This window comes from Bowmanella yangjiangensis (genome assembly GCF_018531185.1).
In the GTDB taxonomy this organism is placed as follows: Bacteria; Pseudomonadota; Gammaproteobacteria; order Enterobacterales; family Alteromonadaceae; genus Bowmanella; species Bowmanella yangjiangensis.
The window spans coordinates 277,949-294,084 of sequence record NZ_JAHDJU010000002.1 but is presented as its reverse complement, the minus strand read 5'-3'; the positions used below and the strand labels follow the sequence as shown (position 1 = coordinate 294,084).

General features: G+C 52.0%; 15 protein-coding genes. 8 read left to right on the top strand and 7 right to left on the bottom strand.

Annotation, left to right across the window (positions count from 1 at the left end; genetic code table 11):
• The 6 genes from KJY73_RS10815 to gmk form a co-directional block, all read right to left on the bottom strand.
• A complete protein-coding gene (locus KJY73_RS10815; protein ID WP_214343766.1) occupies positions 1 to 633 on the bottom strand; it encodes a peroxiredoxin-like family protein in 633 nt (210 codons plus the stop codon).
• A gap of 85 nt (positions 634 to 718) precedes the next feature.
• Positions 719 to 1,474, bottom strand: a complete 756-nt coding sequence (trmH, locus tag KJY73_RS10810) for a tRNA (guanosine(18)-2'-O)-methyltransferase TrmH (RefSeq protein WP_214343765.1) — start codon at positions 1,472 to 1,474, stop codon at positions 719 to 721.
• Between the two features lie 9 nt (positions 1,475 to 1,483).
• Positions 1,484 to 1,870 carry a RidA family protein gene (locus tag KJY73_RS10805; RefSeq protein WP_206594676.1) on the bottom strand — a complete coding sequence of 129 codons (387 nt, stop codon included), beginning with the start codon at positions 1,868 to 1,870 and terminating at the stop codon, positions 1,484 to 1,486.
• 10 nt (positions 1,871 to 1,880) lie between these two features.
• Positions 1,881 to 4,001: a bifunctional GTP diphosphokinase/guanosine-3',5'-bis pyrophosphate 3'-pyrophosphohydrolase gene (gene spoT / locus KJY73_RS10800; protein ID WP_214343764.1), complete on the bottom strand. Its 2,121-nt coding sequence runs from the start codon at positions 3,999 to 4,001 to the stop codon at positions 1,881 to 1,883.
• A 124-nt stretch (positions 4,002 to 4,125) separates the two neighbouring features.
• Positions 4,126 to 4,401, bottom strand: coding sequence for a DNA-directed RNA polymerase subunit omega (gene rpoZ / locus KJY73_RS10795; RefSeq protein WP_206594678.1), 276 nt, complete (start codon positions 4,399 to 4,401; stop codon positions 4,126 to 4,128).
• Positions 4,402 to 4,498: 97 nt separating this feature from the next.
• Positions 4,499 to 5,170 carry a guanylate kinase gene (gene gmk / locus KJY73_RS10790; RefSeq protein WP_408611372.1) on the bottom strand — a complete coding sequence of 224 codons (672 nt, stop codon included), beginning with the start codon at positions 5,168 to 5,170 and terminating at the stop codon, positions 4,499 to 4,501.
• Between the two features lie 66 nt (positions 5,171 to 5,236).
• Between gmk and KJY73_RS10785 the strand changes: the two genes are divergently transcribed.
• The 6 genes from KJY73_RS10785 (at position 5,237) to katG (ending at position 12,904) form a co-directional block, all read left to right on the top strand.
• Positions 5,237 to 5,908, top strand: coding sequence for an alpha/beta hydrolase (locus tag KJY73_RS10785; protein WP_214343763.1), 672 nt, complete (start codon positions 5,237 to 5,239; stop codon positions 5,906 to 5,908).
• A gap of 62 nt (positions 5,909 to 5,970) precedes the next feature.
• Complete coding sequence (locus KJY73_RS10780) at positions 5,971 to 6,366, top strand: DUF2914 domain-containing protein (protein WP_214343762.1); 396 nt, start codon at positions 5,971 to 5,973, stop codon at positions 6,364 to 6,366.
• Positions 6,367 to 6,480: 114 nt separating this feature from the next.
• The gene (gene hemC / locus KJY73_RS10775; RefSeq protein WP_214343761.1) at positions 6,481 to 7,410 is read left to right on the top strand and encodes a hydroxymethylbilane synthase; all 930 of its coding nucleotides are present in this window, start codon (positions 6,481 to 6,483) and stop codon (positions 7,408 to 7,410) included.
• A 2-nt stretch (positions 7,411 to 7,412) separates the two neighbouring features.
• Complete coding sequence (locus KJY73_RS10770; protein WP_214343760.1) at positions 7,413 to 9,266, top strand: uroporphyrinogen-III C-methyltransferase; 1,854 nt, start codon at positions 7,413 to 7,415, stop codon at positions 9,264 to 9,266.
• Positions 9,263 to 10,429 carry a heme biosynthesis HemY N-terminal domain-containing protein gene (locus KJY73_RS10765; RefSeq protein ID WP_214343758.1) on the top strand — a complete coding sequence of 389 codons (1,167 nt, stop codon included), beginning with the start codon at positions 9,263 to 9,265 and terminating at the stop codon, positions 10,427 to 10,429. Before KJY73_RS10770 ends, KJY73_RS10765 begins: the two co-directional genes overlap by 4 nt.
• Positions 10,430 to 10,684: 255 nt before the next feature.
• Positions 10,685 to 12,904, top strand: coding sequence for a catalase/peroxidase HPI (katG, locus tag KJY73_RS10760; protein ID WP_214343756.1), 2,220 nt, complete (start codon positions 10,685 to 10,687; stop codon positions 12,902 to 12,904).
• A 41-nt stretch (positions 12,905 to 12,945) separates the two neighbouring features.
• Here katG and KJY73_RS10755 read toward each other — a convergent pair whose 3' ends face one another.
• Positions 12,946 to 13,851 carry a LysR family transcriptional regulator gene (locus KJY73_RS10755; protein WP_214343755.1) on the bottom strand — a complete coding sequence of 302 codons (906 nt, stop codon included), beginning with the start codon at positions 13,849 to 13,851 and terminating at the stop codon, positions 12,946 to 12,948.
• Between the two features lie 82 nt (positions 13,852 to 13,933).
• Between KJY73_RS10755 and KJY73_RS10750 the strand changes: the two genes are divergently transcribed.
• Together KJY73_RS10750 and KJY73_RS10745 are read left to right on the top strand one after the other, a co-directional pair.
• Entirely contained in the window at positions 13,934 to 15,154 is a 1,221-nt protein-coding gene (locus KJY73_RS10750; protein WP_214343753.1) for a multidrug effflux MFS transporter, read from the top strand.
• A 91-nt stretch (positions 15,155 to 15,245) separates the two neighbouring features.
• Complete coding sequence (locus tag KJY73_RS10745) at positions 15,246 to 16,112, top strand: discoidin domain-containing protein (RefSeq protein WP_214343751.1); 867 nt, start codon at positions 15,246 to 15,248, stop codon at positions 16,110 to 16,112.
• Positions 16,113 to 16,136: the final 24 nt, after the last annotated feature.

The window sequence follows — 16,136 nt, the reverse complement described above, 5'->3', positions numbered from 1 at the left end:
TCATGATTTTATCGCCAGTTTGGCCGCATAATACATCAACTGCGGGTCGACTCGTACCTTGTAGTTAGGGTTCACGTACTGAAATTGAATCATTCCGTCTTTATCCAGCACGTAAGCCGCCGGTACCGGTAACACAATACGGTCACTGCCAGGCAGGGTGGGGAAGGTATTGCCTTTCCATTCGCGGTACTTTGCCGCTACGTCATCCGGCAGATAAAACGCCAGACCAAAGGCGCGAATAGCCTCAAGAGTAGGGTCAGACAATAGCTTGACCTGATAGTCAGTATCAAACTTTTGCTCGTTTAGGCGTTCGGGTGAGTCAGGTGACACCGCCAGGATCTGATAGCCCAGCGCAGTAAACTGTTTTTCCACCGGCTGAAAACCGGCTAGCTGCGCATTGCAGTATGGGCACCAGCCGCCACGATAAAACAGGATAACTGTGGGCTTGCTGGCCACCAGCTCACGCAGGTTTACCGCTTCACCCTGGGCCGTTTTAAGAGTGATATCCGGGATCTGCTGACCATTTAAAAGTGGGGTCACATTTTCGGGGCTGTCAGCCACCTGGCTGCGATCAAGGGCATACAAGGGGCTGGCGATCAGCACCAAGATTAGGGCCAGACGTCGAATCAACATATTGGAGGGCTCCGTTTTTTATTAAGACCCTCTATTGACCTTGGATATGACGGCTTTCTTTCAAAAGCCGCGTTAGATATCAGCTTTAATCAGCCTGACCGGACTCGGCCATCTTACGTTGCCAGCCAGTACGTATGCTGATTTGTTCTTCCAGCTCCACCCGGCCATCCTGCTGCATCACCAGCCACCACTCGGCATCGGCTTGAATCTGGCCTTCATCGTCGATATGCGGGTAGTCCAGGCCTTTTAAACGGCACATATAAGCAAGCTTGGGGTAACCCCCTTCAAACAAAATGCGCTGGCATTCCGTTTCGTCCAGCCGCGGCTGTGCAAACATACCGGCCTGCTGGCGCTGACGCTGGGCTTCGTAGAGGATAAGCGAACCCGCCACTGAGACATTCAGGGACTGCACCATACCCAGCATAGGAATAATGATTTCCTGATCTGCCGCAGCGATGGCTTCGTCGCTGGCACCGGTGCGTTCCTGACCAAAGAGTATGGCGGTTGGCTTGGTGTAATCCACCTCACGAAAATCCACCGCTTTGTCAGACAGGTGGGTGACCAACACCTGCATCCCCTGCGCTTTAAAATGCGCCAGGGCATCAGCCGTGGTTTTGTGGGAGTGCAACTTCAACCAGTTTTGGCTACCCACCGCGGTGCCACGCCGGATCTGATGCTTGGTTGCCCAGATAGCGTGCAGGTGGTGAACACCGGTGGCGTCGCAGTTTCTCATCATGGCCGCCAGATTATGCGGCTTGTGAACCTTTTCCAGGCACACGGCCAGGTCAGGTTGGCGCAACCCCAGCATATGGCGGATGCGCCGATAACGATTCGGAGTCACTGGCCTGCCTTACTCCGGCAGTTCCATCACGCCGTCGATTTCGATCTGTGAACCTTTTGGCAGCTCTTTCACGCCAATGGCCGCACGAGCCGGATAGGGCTGCTTGAAGTACTGGCTCATGATCTCGTTAACTTTGGCAAAGTTTGACAGGTCAGTCAGGAAAATATTGACCTTGGTCAGATCGTTAGTGCTACCACCAGCGGCTTCACACACGGCTTTGACGTTTTCAAACACCTGACGCGCCTGGGCTTCAAAGTCTTCAGAGACCATTTCCATGGTTTCAGGTACCAGCGGGATCTGGCCTGACAGGTAAACGGTGGTTCCAGACTTAACGGCCTGGCTGTAAGTACCAATAGCTTTGGGGGCCCGGTCTGTGTGAATAACGGACTTAGACATAAAAACTTCCTTAGGAATTTTGTTTTGATTGGCTATGACGAGAGACTTTTTGCACTTCCGGCATGGTGCGAATCTTTCGCATGATATTTGCCAGATGGATGCGGTTGCTTGTCGTAAGCTCCAAATCAATATAGTAAATGTTACTTTCTTTTTCTTCTGTCTGCAGGCTGATGACATCGGCATCAGCCGCTGCAATGGCATTGGTCAGCTTGGCCAGGGTACCCTGACGGTTTACCAGCTCAACCCGAACCGATGCCTTAAATTCACCCTGGGCATCTGCTTCCCAGTTCATTGGCAACACCCTGTGGGGTTCTTCCTTCGCCAGTTTGCGGATATTACGACACCCGCTCTGGTGAATTACCATGCCCCTGCCTGGGCTAAGGATGGCGATAATATCGTCCCCTGGGATTGGATGGCAACAGCGACCATAGCTAACCAGCAAACCTTCGGTGCCTTTAATCGCCACTTTACGGCTACGATCAGAGGCATCCGGGTCGTTATCGCCCAGTAAGCGACGGGCCACAATAGCCGACAATTCGTTACCCAGGCCGATATCTGCCAGCAATGAATAGAAGTTATCGTGTTTGGTTTCTTTTACCACTCTGTCGATATCCGCTTCAGGAATATCGTCCAGCTTTACACTACCCAGAGCATGACGCAGCAATCGACCGCCCATGCTGATGGCTTCTTCCGAACGCTGCTTTTTAAGGTATTGGCGAATATAGGAACGGGCCTTGGCGCTCACCACAAAGTTCAGCCAACTGGCATTAGGTTTGGCCCGCGGCGAGGTAATAATTTCTACCGACTGACCGTTTTCCAGTGGTCGGTTTAACGAGTAATTACGCCTGTCGACCCGCACACCCACACAGGAATTGCCGATATCGGAATGCACTGCATAGGCAAAATCCACTGCTGTGGCGCCCATGGGTAATTCGATAATCCGGCCATCCGGGGTAAACACATAAATCTCTTCAGGGAACAGGTCGGTTTTAACGTTCTCAATAAACTCCACCGACGAGCTGGCACTGTGTTGCAATTCCAGCAGCGACTGCATCCATTTTCTGGCCCGGACCTGCGCGGTGGTGCCACGGGTATCCCCCGGCTCTTTATACAACCAGTGGGCGGCTACCCCTTTGTCGGCCATATGATCCATTTCCAGGGTACGGATCTGAATCTCTACCGGAATACCATGAGGGCCGACCAGCGAGGTATGCAGTGACTGATAACCATTGGTACGGGGAATGGCGATGTAATCTTTAAAACGCCCTTCGATAGGCTTATACAAACCGTGCATTGAGCCCAGTGCCCGGTAGCAACTGTCGATGCTTTCCACTATCAGTCTAAAGGCATAAATATCCATCACCTCATTGAACAACAGCTCTTTGTTCTTCATCTTGCGGTATATGGAATAAAGGTGTTTTTCCCGGCCTTTTACTTCGGCATACAGGCCACTTTCCTGCAGACGCGATTCAATCTCGCCCTGGGTGTTTTCAATAATCTCTTTACGGTTGCCACGCGCTTGTTTAACCGCCGACTTCAAGGCACGGTAACGCATTGGATACATGGCCTGAAAACCAAGGTCTTCCAATTCGTTTTTAATGTCGTGAATACCCAGACGGTGGGCAATTGGCGCGTAAATTTCGAGGGTTTCCAGGGCAATACGGCGGCGCTTATCCGGGCGCAGTGAGCCCAGGGTGCGCATATTGTGAGTGCGATCCGCCAGCTTGATCAGAATAACCCGGATATCCTGAGTCATGGCCATGATCATTTTACGGAAATTCTCGGCCTGAGCTTCTTTTTTGCTGCGAAACTGGATCTTGTCCAGCTTACTTACCCCTTCCACCAAATCGGCAACAGATTCGCCAAAATGATCAATCAGGTCGGCTTTGGAAATTGGCGTATCTTCGATGGTGTCGTGCAATAAGGCCGACATCAGGGTTTCATGATCCAGGCGCATATCTGCCAGGATGCCAGCAACGGCAACAGGGTGAGTGATATAAGGGTCGCCACTTGAACGCATTTGCCCGTCGTGGGCATCCCGCGCGACCACATAGGCGCGCTGTATATCTGACACCTGCTCAGCAGGCAGATACTCGGAGACTTTTAGCTTCAGTCCTTCAAACAGATACACGTTGTTTCAAATCAGCTGCAGGGTTTGTGGATAGAATACGGAGATTTTGGCGTGAAGCCAATGACGGAACGTCAATCGGGACAATAGGCCCAGGCGATTAACGTTCCACCAGAAAGGAATGACCTTATTGCTGGCCAGCCAGGATATTGGCAACAGAGGCGAATTCAGCGCGCTCTTGTTCTTCCTGAACGCGGATTTCATCGGCGTCCATGCTGTCAGCAGTGACCAGGCCTTTTTCGATTTCGCGCAGGGCGACAACGGTAGGCTTGTCATTTTCCCATTCAACTTTGGCGTCTCTGCCTTCGGTGGCCAGTTGGCGCGCACGACGGGCGGCGACCAGCACTAGGTCAAAACGATTGCCAATCTGTTCTACTGCATCTTCTACGGTTACACGGGCCATTAAACACTCCGTCAGGCATGATTCGAAAAAGGTCGCGTAGTTTACCGATATTCGCGACCAATGAAAAGGTCAAAGCTTAAACAATAGGCCTTATTACTCAGTCTTCTTTCAATAACTCGCTAAACAATTCCGCATGACGAACGGCTTGCTTGCTTTGTTGCAAGCGCTGGCTGATAACCAAAGCTTCAATCTCATTCAGCGCGCGATCAAAATCTTCGTTGACCACCACATAGTCAAACTCGTTGTAGTGGGAAATTTCCGCCCGGGCTTTGTCCATACGATCAGCAATCACTGCCTCGCTATCCTGACCCCGTGATTGCAAACGACGCAACAACTCGGCACGAGATGGCGGCGCGATAAATACCGTAATGGTTTGTGGCATCAAGGCCTTAACTTGACGAGCGCCCTGCCAGTCGATATCCAGAAACACATCAATACCGCGCTCAAGGGTGTCAGCAATGGCTTGTTTAGATGTACCGTAATAGTTACCAAATACCTCGGCCCACTCAAAAAACGCGTCTTGCTTAATTAATTGTTCGAACTCGCTCTTATCAACGAAATGATAATGCACACCGTTCTGCTCACCCGGTCTCGGCTGACGAGTGGTATGAGACACAGACACTTGCATAGAACGGTCCTGATGACGTTCAAGCAGGGCCTTAATTAAGCTGGACTTACCGGCACCAGAAGGCGCCGCGAGGATAAACAGGTTTCCAGAAGCCATGGGCAGATAAAAACTCGTGAGGCTACAAAAAAGCAATGTTAGCATAAGTTTTTACATGCATATCAAACCAATAACCGCAAGCAGCGGACCCACACCGACAAGGAGCACTATATGAGTTCAACCCTGCCATACGTAGAAGTTAATCCCAAAGGCAAAGCGGACGCCGTGGTTATCTGGCTGCATGGGCTGGGCGATTCAGGTAATGGTTTTGCCCCTATAGTGCCGGAGCTTAAGTTACCGGAAAGCTTAAATATCCGCTTCTTGTTTCCCCATGCACCGGTGCGCCCGGTGACCATCAACAATGGTATGCAAATGCGCGCCTGGTATGACATCAAGTCACTGGACTTTGAAAACCGCGCCGATGTTGAAGGCGTCACCGAGTCGATGGCACTGGTGAGAGAATTGGTTGAAGCGCAGATGGCCAGTGGCATTCCCTCAGAACGCATTCTGTTGGCCGGCTTCTCTCAGGGGGGGGTTATTGCTTACCACCTTGGTTTGCGCTTTGAGCACAAACTGGCTGGTATCATGGCGTTGTCCACTTATATGTGTCAGCCGGAGAAACTCGCCGAGCAGCGCCACTCTGCCAACCAGAATACTGAAATTCTGGTGGCCCATGGCCTGTACGACGAAGTGGTGCCCTGCGCTTTGGGCAAGGCCGCATTCAGCTTATTGGAAAGCCTGAATTACACGGTTAAATGGCGAGATTATCCTATGCAGCACAATGTTTGCCTGGAAGAGATCCAGGAAATCTCCCAGTGGCTGAGTAAACGCTTTAGCGCCTGACTGGAGAGCTGAAAGGGGCTGACCTACACTGATTGCCACACCTTCAGTGATGGGAACCTGTTATGCGCAACATTCTTATCCTTATGCTGGCGCTGAGTTTAAGTTTTAGTGCCAGCGCAGATATCGAACAAAGTCAGCTAACCAGTGGCGTTGATGCCCGGCAACCTCGTGATGATCTCGGCAATGAGGTATTTGGCAGAAGCACCGAGGTTACCCAGGTGTATTTTTACAACCTGGTCACAGATATGGCCGGTCAACAGCTCACCCATAAGTGGTTACATGAGGGGGAACTGATGGCTGAGGTAACCTTGAATATTGGCAGTAATCAATGGCGAACCTGGTCCAGTAAGCGTTTGCTACCGGCCTGGAATGGCAATTGGCAGATCCAGGTATGGCAAGGTGAAACCTTACTCGTCAGCAAAGACTTTGTGTTTACTCTGGCGCAGCCGGATTATTAGTTCTGCTGCAAACTGGACAGCATTGATCCGCATCAGTGCCAAAGCTGCGACGCCAATGCTATCATCTGGCCATTGAATTGATGGCGCGCGGCGTCCAGGTAGTTAAGGCAAGTCATGACATCCAGAGTTATTCGCATCGCAACCCGTAAAAGTGCCCTGGCCATGTGGCAGGCAGAGTTTGTACAAGCCGCATTGCAGCAGGCCCACCCAGGTTTGCAGGTTGAACTATTACCTATGACCACCCAGGGTGACCGTATCCTAGATACGCCACTGGCCAAGATTGGCGGCAAAGGCTTGTTTATCAAAGAACTGGAAGTGGCTATGCAGGAAGGCAGAGCCGATATTGCCGTGCATTCCATGAAGGACGTGCCGGTGGAATTTCCCGAGGGTTTCGGGCTGCATGCTATCTGTGAACGGGAAAATCCCTTCGATGCCTTTGTCTCCAATAACTTCACACACATTGATGAGTTGCCGGAGGGTGCCGTAGTAGGCACCTCAAGCCTGCGCCGCCAATGCCAGTTAAAGGCCCGCCGCCCGGATATTCAAATCCGTGACTTGCGCGGCAATGTGAATACCCGTCTGGCCAAACTGGATGCCGGTGAGTATGACGCCATTATTCTGGCCTGTGCCGGTTTAATCAGACTGAATATGCAGGACAGGATCCGTCATCATATTGATGCAGGTCAGTCACTGCCGGCGGTCGGCCAAGGTGCGGTTGGCATTGAATGTCGTAATGACGACATGCAATTACGTGACCTGCTGGCGCCCTTAAATCACGCCGATACCGCTACCCGGGTACTGGCAGAGCGCGCCATGAATGCCACCTTGCAAGGCGGCTGTCAGGTGCCGATTGGCAGCTTTGCGGAACTGGACGGCGACCAGTTGTGGTTACGCGGTCTGGTCGGTGCGGTGGATGGCTCCACTCTGATTCAGGGGGAGATCCGCGGCAGTCGTGAGGATGCAGACAGATTGGGTAAAACCCTGGCCGAGGATCTGCTGGCGCGTGGTGCCCGTGAAATTCTGCAAGCCCTTTACCAGAGCTGACCATGAAGTTTTTGCTGCTACGGCCAGCGGGAAAATGCCAGGCCAGTACTCAGAGATTAAATGACGCCGGGCTGCCTACTGTGGGCTACCCTTTGCTGGACATTGTTGCCGACCAGCAAGCGATTGAAAGCATAGCCGGGCTGCTGAACGGTCTGCCAGCGCAAAGCAAAGTGATCTTTGTCAGTACCTCAGCGGCTGAGCTGGCTTTACAAGGCATGCAAGGACAATCCTGGCCTGAGCACCTCAGTTATTTCGCCGTGGGTCAGGCCACAGCCGCAAAACTGCAGGATGCCGGTGTACAGGTGCAGTTCCCTGAACGGGAAGACTCAGAGGGCTTGCTGGCACTGGCCGAGCTGATGTTGGTTAACAGCATGCAGGTGCTGCTGATAAAAGGCGAAGGGGGGCGTGAACTCATTGCCCAAACCCTGACCGAGCGGGGCGCTGAGGTAAAACCTGTCAGCCTCTATCAACGTCGTATAGCAGATAATCCACAGGCAACCGAAGCTTGGCAAACCGACCAAATAAAATGCATTATGGCTACCAGTGGCGAGTTGCTCGATGCGGCATTCGCTAAACTGGATAACGATTGGCTACGCCATACCCCCTGGATTTTGATTAGTGCCAGGTTATTGGACAAGGCCAAGAGTAAAGGTATCCAACAAGTCATTCTCAGCCACAATGCCTCGGATGCGGCGCTGATTAAAGCCGCCAGACAGTTTATGGAGCAACATGAAATGGCCGACGCCCCAGAAAAACACATTGAAGCGCCAAGCCAAACAGAGGCAGTAACGCCAACCCAACCGCAGCCGCCAAAAGCGCGCGGCAATGGCTTATTGTGGCTGGTCACGCTGGTCAACTTGCTGTTAGTGGTGGGCTTGGCCGGTGCTGGATACTGGTGGTGGCAACAGCAACAACAGGTCGCTTTGCAGCAACAGTCTCAGTGGCAGGATACCCAGCAACGAATGGCGGGTCAGGAACAGGTACTGGTAAACCGTTTAGACAGTGCGCTGCAAGCATCGGCGCAGCAGCGCCAACAAAGCTTGCAAGCCAACCAGGAAAAATTGCAATTAGTTGAGCAGCAAGTGCAGAGCAATCTTCAGGCCCTGCGTGATATGAACGGTAGACGTCCCAGCGACTGGTTATTGGCCGAGGCCGACTATCTGGTGCGTATGGCTGGTCGCAAACTGTGGCTGGAACAAGATGTAAATACCGCCTTACTGCTGTTGGCTGATGCTGATCAGCGTCTGGCCGATTTGGCTGATCCCAGTTTGTTGCCCATCAGACAATTGCTGGCCAATGATATGCAAAGTGTACGACAGTTGGACACCCAGACCCCGACCAAGGTTAGTCTCGAACTGGGCGCCTTAATGGCAGGTCTCGACAGTTTGCCTATGGATATGGTGGTGTTACCTGAAAGCAGCGATGAAGAACAAGCTAATCAGACCCTAAGCAATGATGTCAGTGACTGGCAAGCTAACCTTAAACGCAGTTGGCGGGCGCTGGTGGATGATTTTATTACCGTGCGTCGACGCAACGCCGAGACTAAGCCGTTATTGAGTGACAAACAGCAGTGGTTGGTCAAAGAGCAACTGCGTCACTATTTAATGCTGGCCCAGCAAGCCGTGTTCAACAATGACGCCGCCAACTATCGTCAAGCTATTGAGCAGGCCCAGTCGCTACTGACCTTCTATTACGCCATGCAAGACAGCCAGGTTAGTGCCTTTGCAAACAATCTGGAGCGCTTGCTGCAAACCGATATTGAAGTTCGTTTGCCAGGTCGTTTGCAAGCGGCGACGCCATTGGAACAAATACTGGCCGAACGGGTGGCAGGTGCATTTAAGGACAGCCAATCATGATTCGCATGGCGCTGCTGGTCAGCCTTTTACTGATTGGTCTGATAGCCGGCCCTTTGCTGGTCGGTCAGAAAGGTTATGTGCTTATCGCCCTGGATAACTGGACCATCGAGATGACGGTAATCTCACTGGGCTTAATGATACTAGCCGCCATCATCGGCTTTTTGTTACTGGAGTGGCTGGTTAAACGCCTGCTAACCTTGCTAACCGGCTCGCGCCGCTGGCTGGGTGGCTGGGGCGAGAGAAAGCGCCAGAAGGCCTTTACCCGCGGTTTGGTAGCATTGGAAGAAGCCAATTACCAGGAAGCGGAAAAGCAACTTAGCAAGGTAGACAGTGCAGCCTTTAACGGCCTGGATTTACTCGCCTCTGCCCAGGCCGCGGCAAAGCGTAAGCAATGGGATAAGGCTCGTAGTTTGTGGGAACAGGCGCGTCTTTATCCTGCGGCCGAATTGGCAGCTACCTTGCATCTGGTCAAATTGGAGATACAGCAACAACAGCCTCAGGTTGCTTTAGGCCTGCTGGAATCCTTGTCAGAAAAACACCAGCAACATCCCAGAGTCGCGCTGCTGTGGGCCAAAGCCCTGGCCCATGCCGGTCGTTGGCATGAACTGCAAGACCGCCTGAAAGGCTGGAAAAAGACCCTGGGACTGGAAAAATACGATTTCTGGATGCGCCAGGCAGCGCAGGGTGTGTTCGCGGAAATTGCCAGTAAAGAAGGGGCAAACCAGCTTAAACAAAACTGGCAGGGGCTGCCAAGGGCCAAACGACAGGATCCGGCACACCAGGCTGCTTATGCCGAGCAGTTAATGGAGCAGGGTATGCACCAGGACGCGGAGCAGGTGTTGGTGGAAGGGCAGAAACAGGGGCCTCACCCATTGCTGCTGCCACTGTTCAAAAAGCTGCGTAGCGGCAATCCAATGGCCGCCATGCGCAAACTGGAAGAATGGCTGAAGCAGGATGAGCAAAATGCGGATTTGCTTTCAGCCTTAGGCCATCTGGCGAAACATGCCAAAGACCTGGCTCTGGCAGAGAAAGCGCTGACCAAAGCCCTGAGCCTGCGTACTAATCAAGATGACTTGCTGGCACTGGCTGAAATCAAGGAAGCACAGCAAGATAGTCACCAGGCTTTGGCTTTGTACAAGCAAAGTTTTCAGGCAGGAAGCTAACCTGCAACGTATTCCGCTTATGCCCTTGGCGATGCAGACAAGGGCTTTCTTCAACAAAACAGATTAACACCATCAATTTATATCGCTATATGTGATTATTGGTTTTCCCTACCTTACTACCCTGTGCGAGCGGCGCGTTATGCCAAGGCATAGCTACGCCTATTTTATTAAACCGTCGATATGTTAAGGGCGCTTTCACAACCATCTGAAAGCAGGCCCGGCATAACGAGCTGAACACTCGAACAGGTACATATAATGATTAAAGTTAGCCTCCCCAGTCTATCTGCCCTGGCGATTGCCTTGTCCATTTCCTTTCATCCAGCCGATGCCCTGGCGAAAGAGATGACCACCAACCATAACTGGTGGCCGGAAAGACTGGACTTAGCACCACTTCGCCAAAATGGCGCAGAATCTAATCCCTATGGGGCACAATTTGACTATGCAAAACAGTTCAACAGCCTGGATCTGAATGCCGTTAAACAGGACATTCAGGCCATTCTGACCGAGTCACAGGACTGGTGGCCAGCAGACTATGGGCATTATGGCCCGTTCTTTATTCGTATGGCCTGGCACAGTGCCGGTGTTTACCGGATCTATGATGGCCGCGGTGGCGCCAACGGTGGTCAGCAACGCTTTGAACCACTCAACAGCTGGCCGGATAACGTCAGTCTGGACAAAGCCCGTCGTCTGCTGTGGCCTATTAAACAAAAATACGGCAGCAAGATTTCCTGGGCAGACCTGATGGTGCTAACCGGTAACGTCGCGCTGGAGTCCATGGGCTTTAAGACCTTTGGTTTTGCCGGTGGTCGTACCGATGACTTCGAAGCCGAAATTGTTAACTGGGGCGCCGAAGCCAAATGGCTGGGCAACGACAAGCGCTACAACAAGAAAGGTGAACTGGCCCGCCCTTATGGTGCGGTGCAGATGGGTCTGATCTACGTAAATCCGGAAGGCCCCAATGGTGTACCTGATCCTTTGCTGGCAGCGAAAGACATTCGAGAAGCCTTTGCCCGTATGGCCATGAATGACGAAGAAACGGTAGCCCTGATTGCCGGAGGTCATACCTTTGGTAAGGCCCACGGTGCCCACAAACCGGAGAAATGTCTGGAGGCGGATCCCGCCGGAGCTGGCCTTGAACAGCAAGGTCTTGGCTGGAAAAACAACTGCGGCAAAGGCCACTCTGAAGACACTATTACCAGTGGTCTTGAAGGCGCCTGGTCGGTAAACCCTATTGCCTGGACCAGCCAATACCTGGACAACTTGTTTGCCTATGACTGGGTACAGAGCAAAAGCCCGGCCGGTCATATTCAATGGATCCCGGCCAATGGTCAGGCAGCCAATCTGGTGCCCGATGCGCACATTAAGGGCAAACGCCATGCCCCTATTATGTTCACCACTGACCTGGCACTAAAAGAAGATCCGGTTTACCGGGAAATCTCCTTGCGCTTCAAAAACGATCCTAAACAGTACGAGCTGGCATTTGCCAAAGCCTGGTTCAAGCTGACACACCGTGATATGGGCCCCAAAGCCCGTTATTTGGGTGCGGATGTCCCAACCGAAACCTTAATCTGGCAAGACCCGATTCCGGCCTTGAACCACCCTTTGATTGACAGTACCGAGATAGCCAGTCTGAAAGGCAAGATTCTGTCCTCAGGCCTGAGCAATGCTGAGCTGATCAGAACAGCATGGGCATCTGCGGCCAGCTTCCGTGGTACAGATATGCGCGGCGGTGCAAACGGTGCGCGTCTGCGTCTGGCTCCGCAAAAAGACTGGCCGGTTAACAATCCTAAAGAACTGGACAAGGTATTGAATACCCTGGAGAAAGTACAAACCGCCTTTAACCGCTCATTGCAAGGTGGTAAGCAGGTTTCCCTGGCGGATGTGATTGTGCTGGGTGGCAATGCCGCCATCGAACAAGCGGCGGGTAAAGCCGGGGTTGAACTCACAGTACCTTTCCGTCCTGGTCGAATGGATGCCAGCCAGGCCCAAACCGACGTGGACTCCTTTGCCGTACTTGAGCCGTTAGCCGATGGTTTCAGAAACTACTTTGACAACTCAAATCATTTGTCGCCGGTCGAGAGTCTGGTGGACAAAGCCAATATGCTCAATCTGAGCGTACCTGAAATGACAGTGTTGCTCGGTGGTCTGCGTGTTCTGGAAAGCAATAGTGAAGGCAGTAAGCATGGTGTATTCACCACGCAACCTGGCGTATTGAGCAACGACTTCTTTGTTAATCTGCTGGATATGTCCACTAAGTGGAGCAAATCAAGCCAGCCAGGCTTATATGAAGGTCATGATCGTAAGACAGGTAAACTGCAATGGACTGCCACGCCCGTGGATTTGATTTTCGGCTCTCACTCCGAGCTGCGTGCCGTTGCGGAGGTCTATGCTTCTGAAGACGGCAAACAGCGATTTGTTAGCGACTTCGTCAAGGCCTGGCATAAAGTCATGAACCTTGATCGCTTTGATCAGTAATATCCCCAGCAAACGGCGGCCCTGGTGCCGCCGTTTTTCATTCAACTAAATTCTGACGACCTAGCCCGTTCCAACAACGCCCCTCGAACCCACTGATGCAAAGCGCTGTGATGTAATCTGTGATGCCAATACAAATACACCTTCATAGGTTCGATATTGAAGGGCAAGGGTAAAATCTTAATGGGGTAACGGGTGGCCAGATACTGGGCAAAACTCTCCGGCAAGGTAAAAATCAAGGGCGAGCCTTTGAGTAAGGGGGGTATTTGACTAAAGGTCGGTAGCCTCAGGGTTACATTTCTGGCCTGACGAATATTTGCCAGCGCCGAGTCAACCCTGCCAATCAAGTTCTCTGCCACATTAAACACCCCATGTTTATGTGATAGATAGGTCACAAGATCAAAATTCTGTGAGTTTAACCTGCTGTTTTCTTCCACAACGGCAACAAAAGTATCGGTTCTCAACACCTGGCGATGCAGACCACTACGACTGTTATCCAAGGGCGTAATGGCAAAATCCAGTTCCGCCGAAATTAGCCGCTCGCAAGAGTCAGGACTTTGCGATCGAAAAGACAACACCAGGTTAGGGGCCTGCATCTGCATCTCGCGAATGTTGTCGGCCAGCAGCAGCACATCCATATCAGTGCTGGAGATTCGAATCGTTTGTGTGGCACTGGCCGCCGAAAAACCCTGTGAGCGGCCTAACTGTTTAATCGCGGGGAGCAACTCATTGAGCTGCAACTCTATCTCCATGGCCTTAGGGGTTAGCAGATAGTCATTACCCGCTCGCACTAATAAGTCATCGTTAAACTGACTGCGCAGTTTAGCCAGGATCCGACTCATCGCAGATTGGCTTAAATTACATTTTTGTGCCGCCCGGCTAACATGCTTTTCACGTAACAGAGCATTCAGCGCTGGCAACAGGTTCAGGTCGATCATCTTGGCAATCATCAATAATTTGCATATCACCTATACAGATTATGCATTGGAGGCATGACTCTGTCTGCACTAAAATGCAGCTACGGAGGAATTCATGCAGAGATCATCATCAACAACCATCAACTGGGTCATCCTGTTGCTGGCATCCATCACAGCCGTCACCCCACTGGCCATCGACATGTATTTGCCAGCCTTTGGCGCCATCGCTCAAACTTTTGACAGTGATATTTCCCTGGTACAGGTCTCCCTGAGTACTTATTTGGCCGGTTTTGCCTTTTCTATGCTGATATGTGGGCCCATTGCCGACATTATCGGTCGCCGCCCGCTGGCAATATGGGGTCTGCTTGGCTTTGTCGCCGCCAGCATAGGCTTATGTTTCACCAGCAGTTTGGAAATGTTCTGGCTGTTACGTACAGTCCAGGCCTTGGCGGGAGGGGCTGCAGCCGTGGTAGTGCCAGGTATCGTGCGTCATATATACGGCGAAAACACGGCCAAGGGCATGTCATATGTGTCCATGATCATGATGATTGCGCCATTGCTGGCACCCAGTATTGGCAGTCTGATTATGCACTGGTTTGACTGGCGGGCTATTTTTGCGGTGTTAGCGCTGTATGCCTTTATATTGTTGTTGCCGTCGGTGAAGTGGTTACCCGAAATTCCTACTCGCCAACGAGATGGCTCCTGGAGCAAGCTGTTCTTTGCCAGTTATCTGGAAGTACTGAGTAACCGCCAGGCGCAACCTTATATCGCCACCTCGATGTTTGCGTCCTTTGCGTTCTTTACTTATCTGACCGCGGTTCCCGTGGTGTATATGGAGGTATTTGGGGTATCAAAGGAAATGTTCGGCATTCTGTTCGCCGCGAATGTCATTGCCCTGATTGCCTGTAACTTCATTAACAGCCGCTTTGTCGGACGTATTGGCGCCAAGCGAATGCTGGCAGCCGCACTTTGCCTGGCCGGCGTATCGGCCGTTATGCTGGTGACGGTGAACTGGCTCGGACTCGGTCTTTATGCCACCGTAGCTTGTATTGTGCCACTTATGGCAGGACTAAGCCTGACCGCCGTAAACTCGGATGCCCTAATTCTGATTGCCTTTCCGCATCATACCGGCACAGCAACCGCAGTCATTGGTACCTTACGCTTTGGCAGCGGTGCCTTAACCGGTCCCTTACTGGCAATGTTCCACACAGGCACGGCGTTGCCCTTCTCATTATTAATGCTGGGTGCAGTGTTGGCGGCTATTGCGGTCAAAATTATCACTGTGTTGCATCAACGCCGTCAGGCCAGATTGCAGGTTAGCCTGGCCATAGATTAGCCTTCCGGCGGTGCCAAAAATCTGTCGTTCCTTTTAGGTATGAAACTTGCTCTTCAAACAATCAGGAGTGAGAACCACATAAGGAACCATCATGAAAGCACTGGTCACCGCATTAGCGCTACTACCCTCGCTGGTCTATGCCCAGGAGCACAGCGACAAAGAGTTTGTCGGTAAAGTCAGTAACCTTCGCATCGCGAAAAGCGGCAGCGTGCTGCTGGGCGTTAAGCAAGGCGAAGAAGATGAGCCAATTTCCTGTCGGGAAGGTGACTGGCCCATAGGCTTTGAGCTTGGTGACACCTACGCCAATAACTGGTTGGATTTTCTGATGCTAGCCAGAAACACTAACCAGACTGTGCGTCTGGGCTATACCCCCGCAAATGGCGAACTATGCGAATTGCAGTATGTCGCCGCTATGCAGGGAGACGGTTTCGGCGGCATTGGCGATGAAGGAGACAAGCTGGTAGAAACCGGGGCTTTGGGTAACGTCGCCTTAATTGGCTCCAACGGGTTAACCGAGACCAGCTTTAAGGCCAGTGGTCACTACAGTTCCGATGTTGCCGCGGCAGCCTTTGACGGCTACACCTTTAATGAACAGATTAACGACGACGCTGGCGAGCGTATCAACCGGGGTCTGTGGTTAATAAAACGAGATGCAGACACACCCAATTGGTTGCAGGTCGACTTCGGTCAGAAGGTTAAGATTGCCGGACTTAGGGTTGTGCTTAACCAGAAATCCACCGATCTGGGCCGTGGCCCAAGAGACATCACGTTGCAGGTATCCAATGACGGTGACAGTTTTGCCGATCACGAGTCCTTCCGTTTATCCAGGATAGCCGACCAAACAGGCAGTCTGGAATCGGCGGTATCGGCTCGTTACTTCAGATTAAAAGTGCATAACAACTACGGTGACGCCACCTTTATCGAGATCGACGAATTAGAGCTGTTTCAGAAGCAGTGACAAAGTGGTAACTGTCGGCTATAG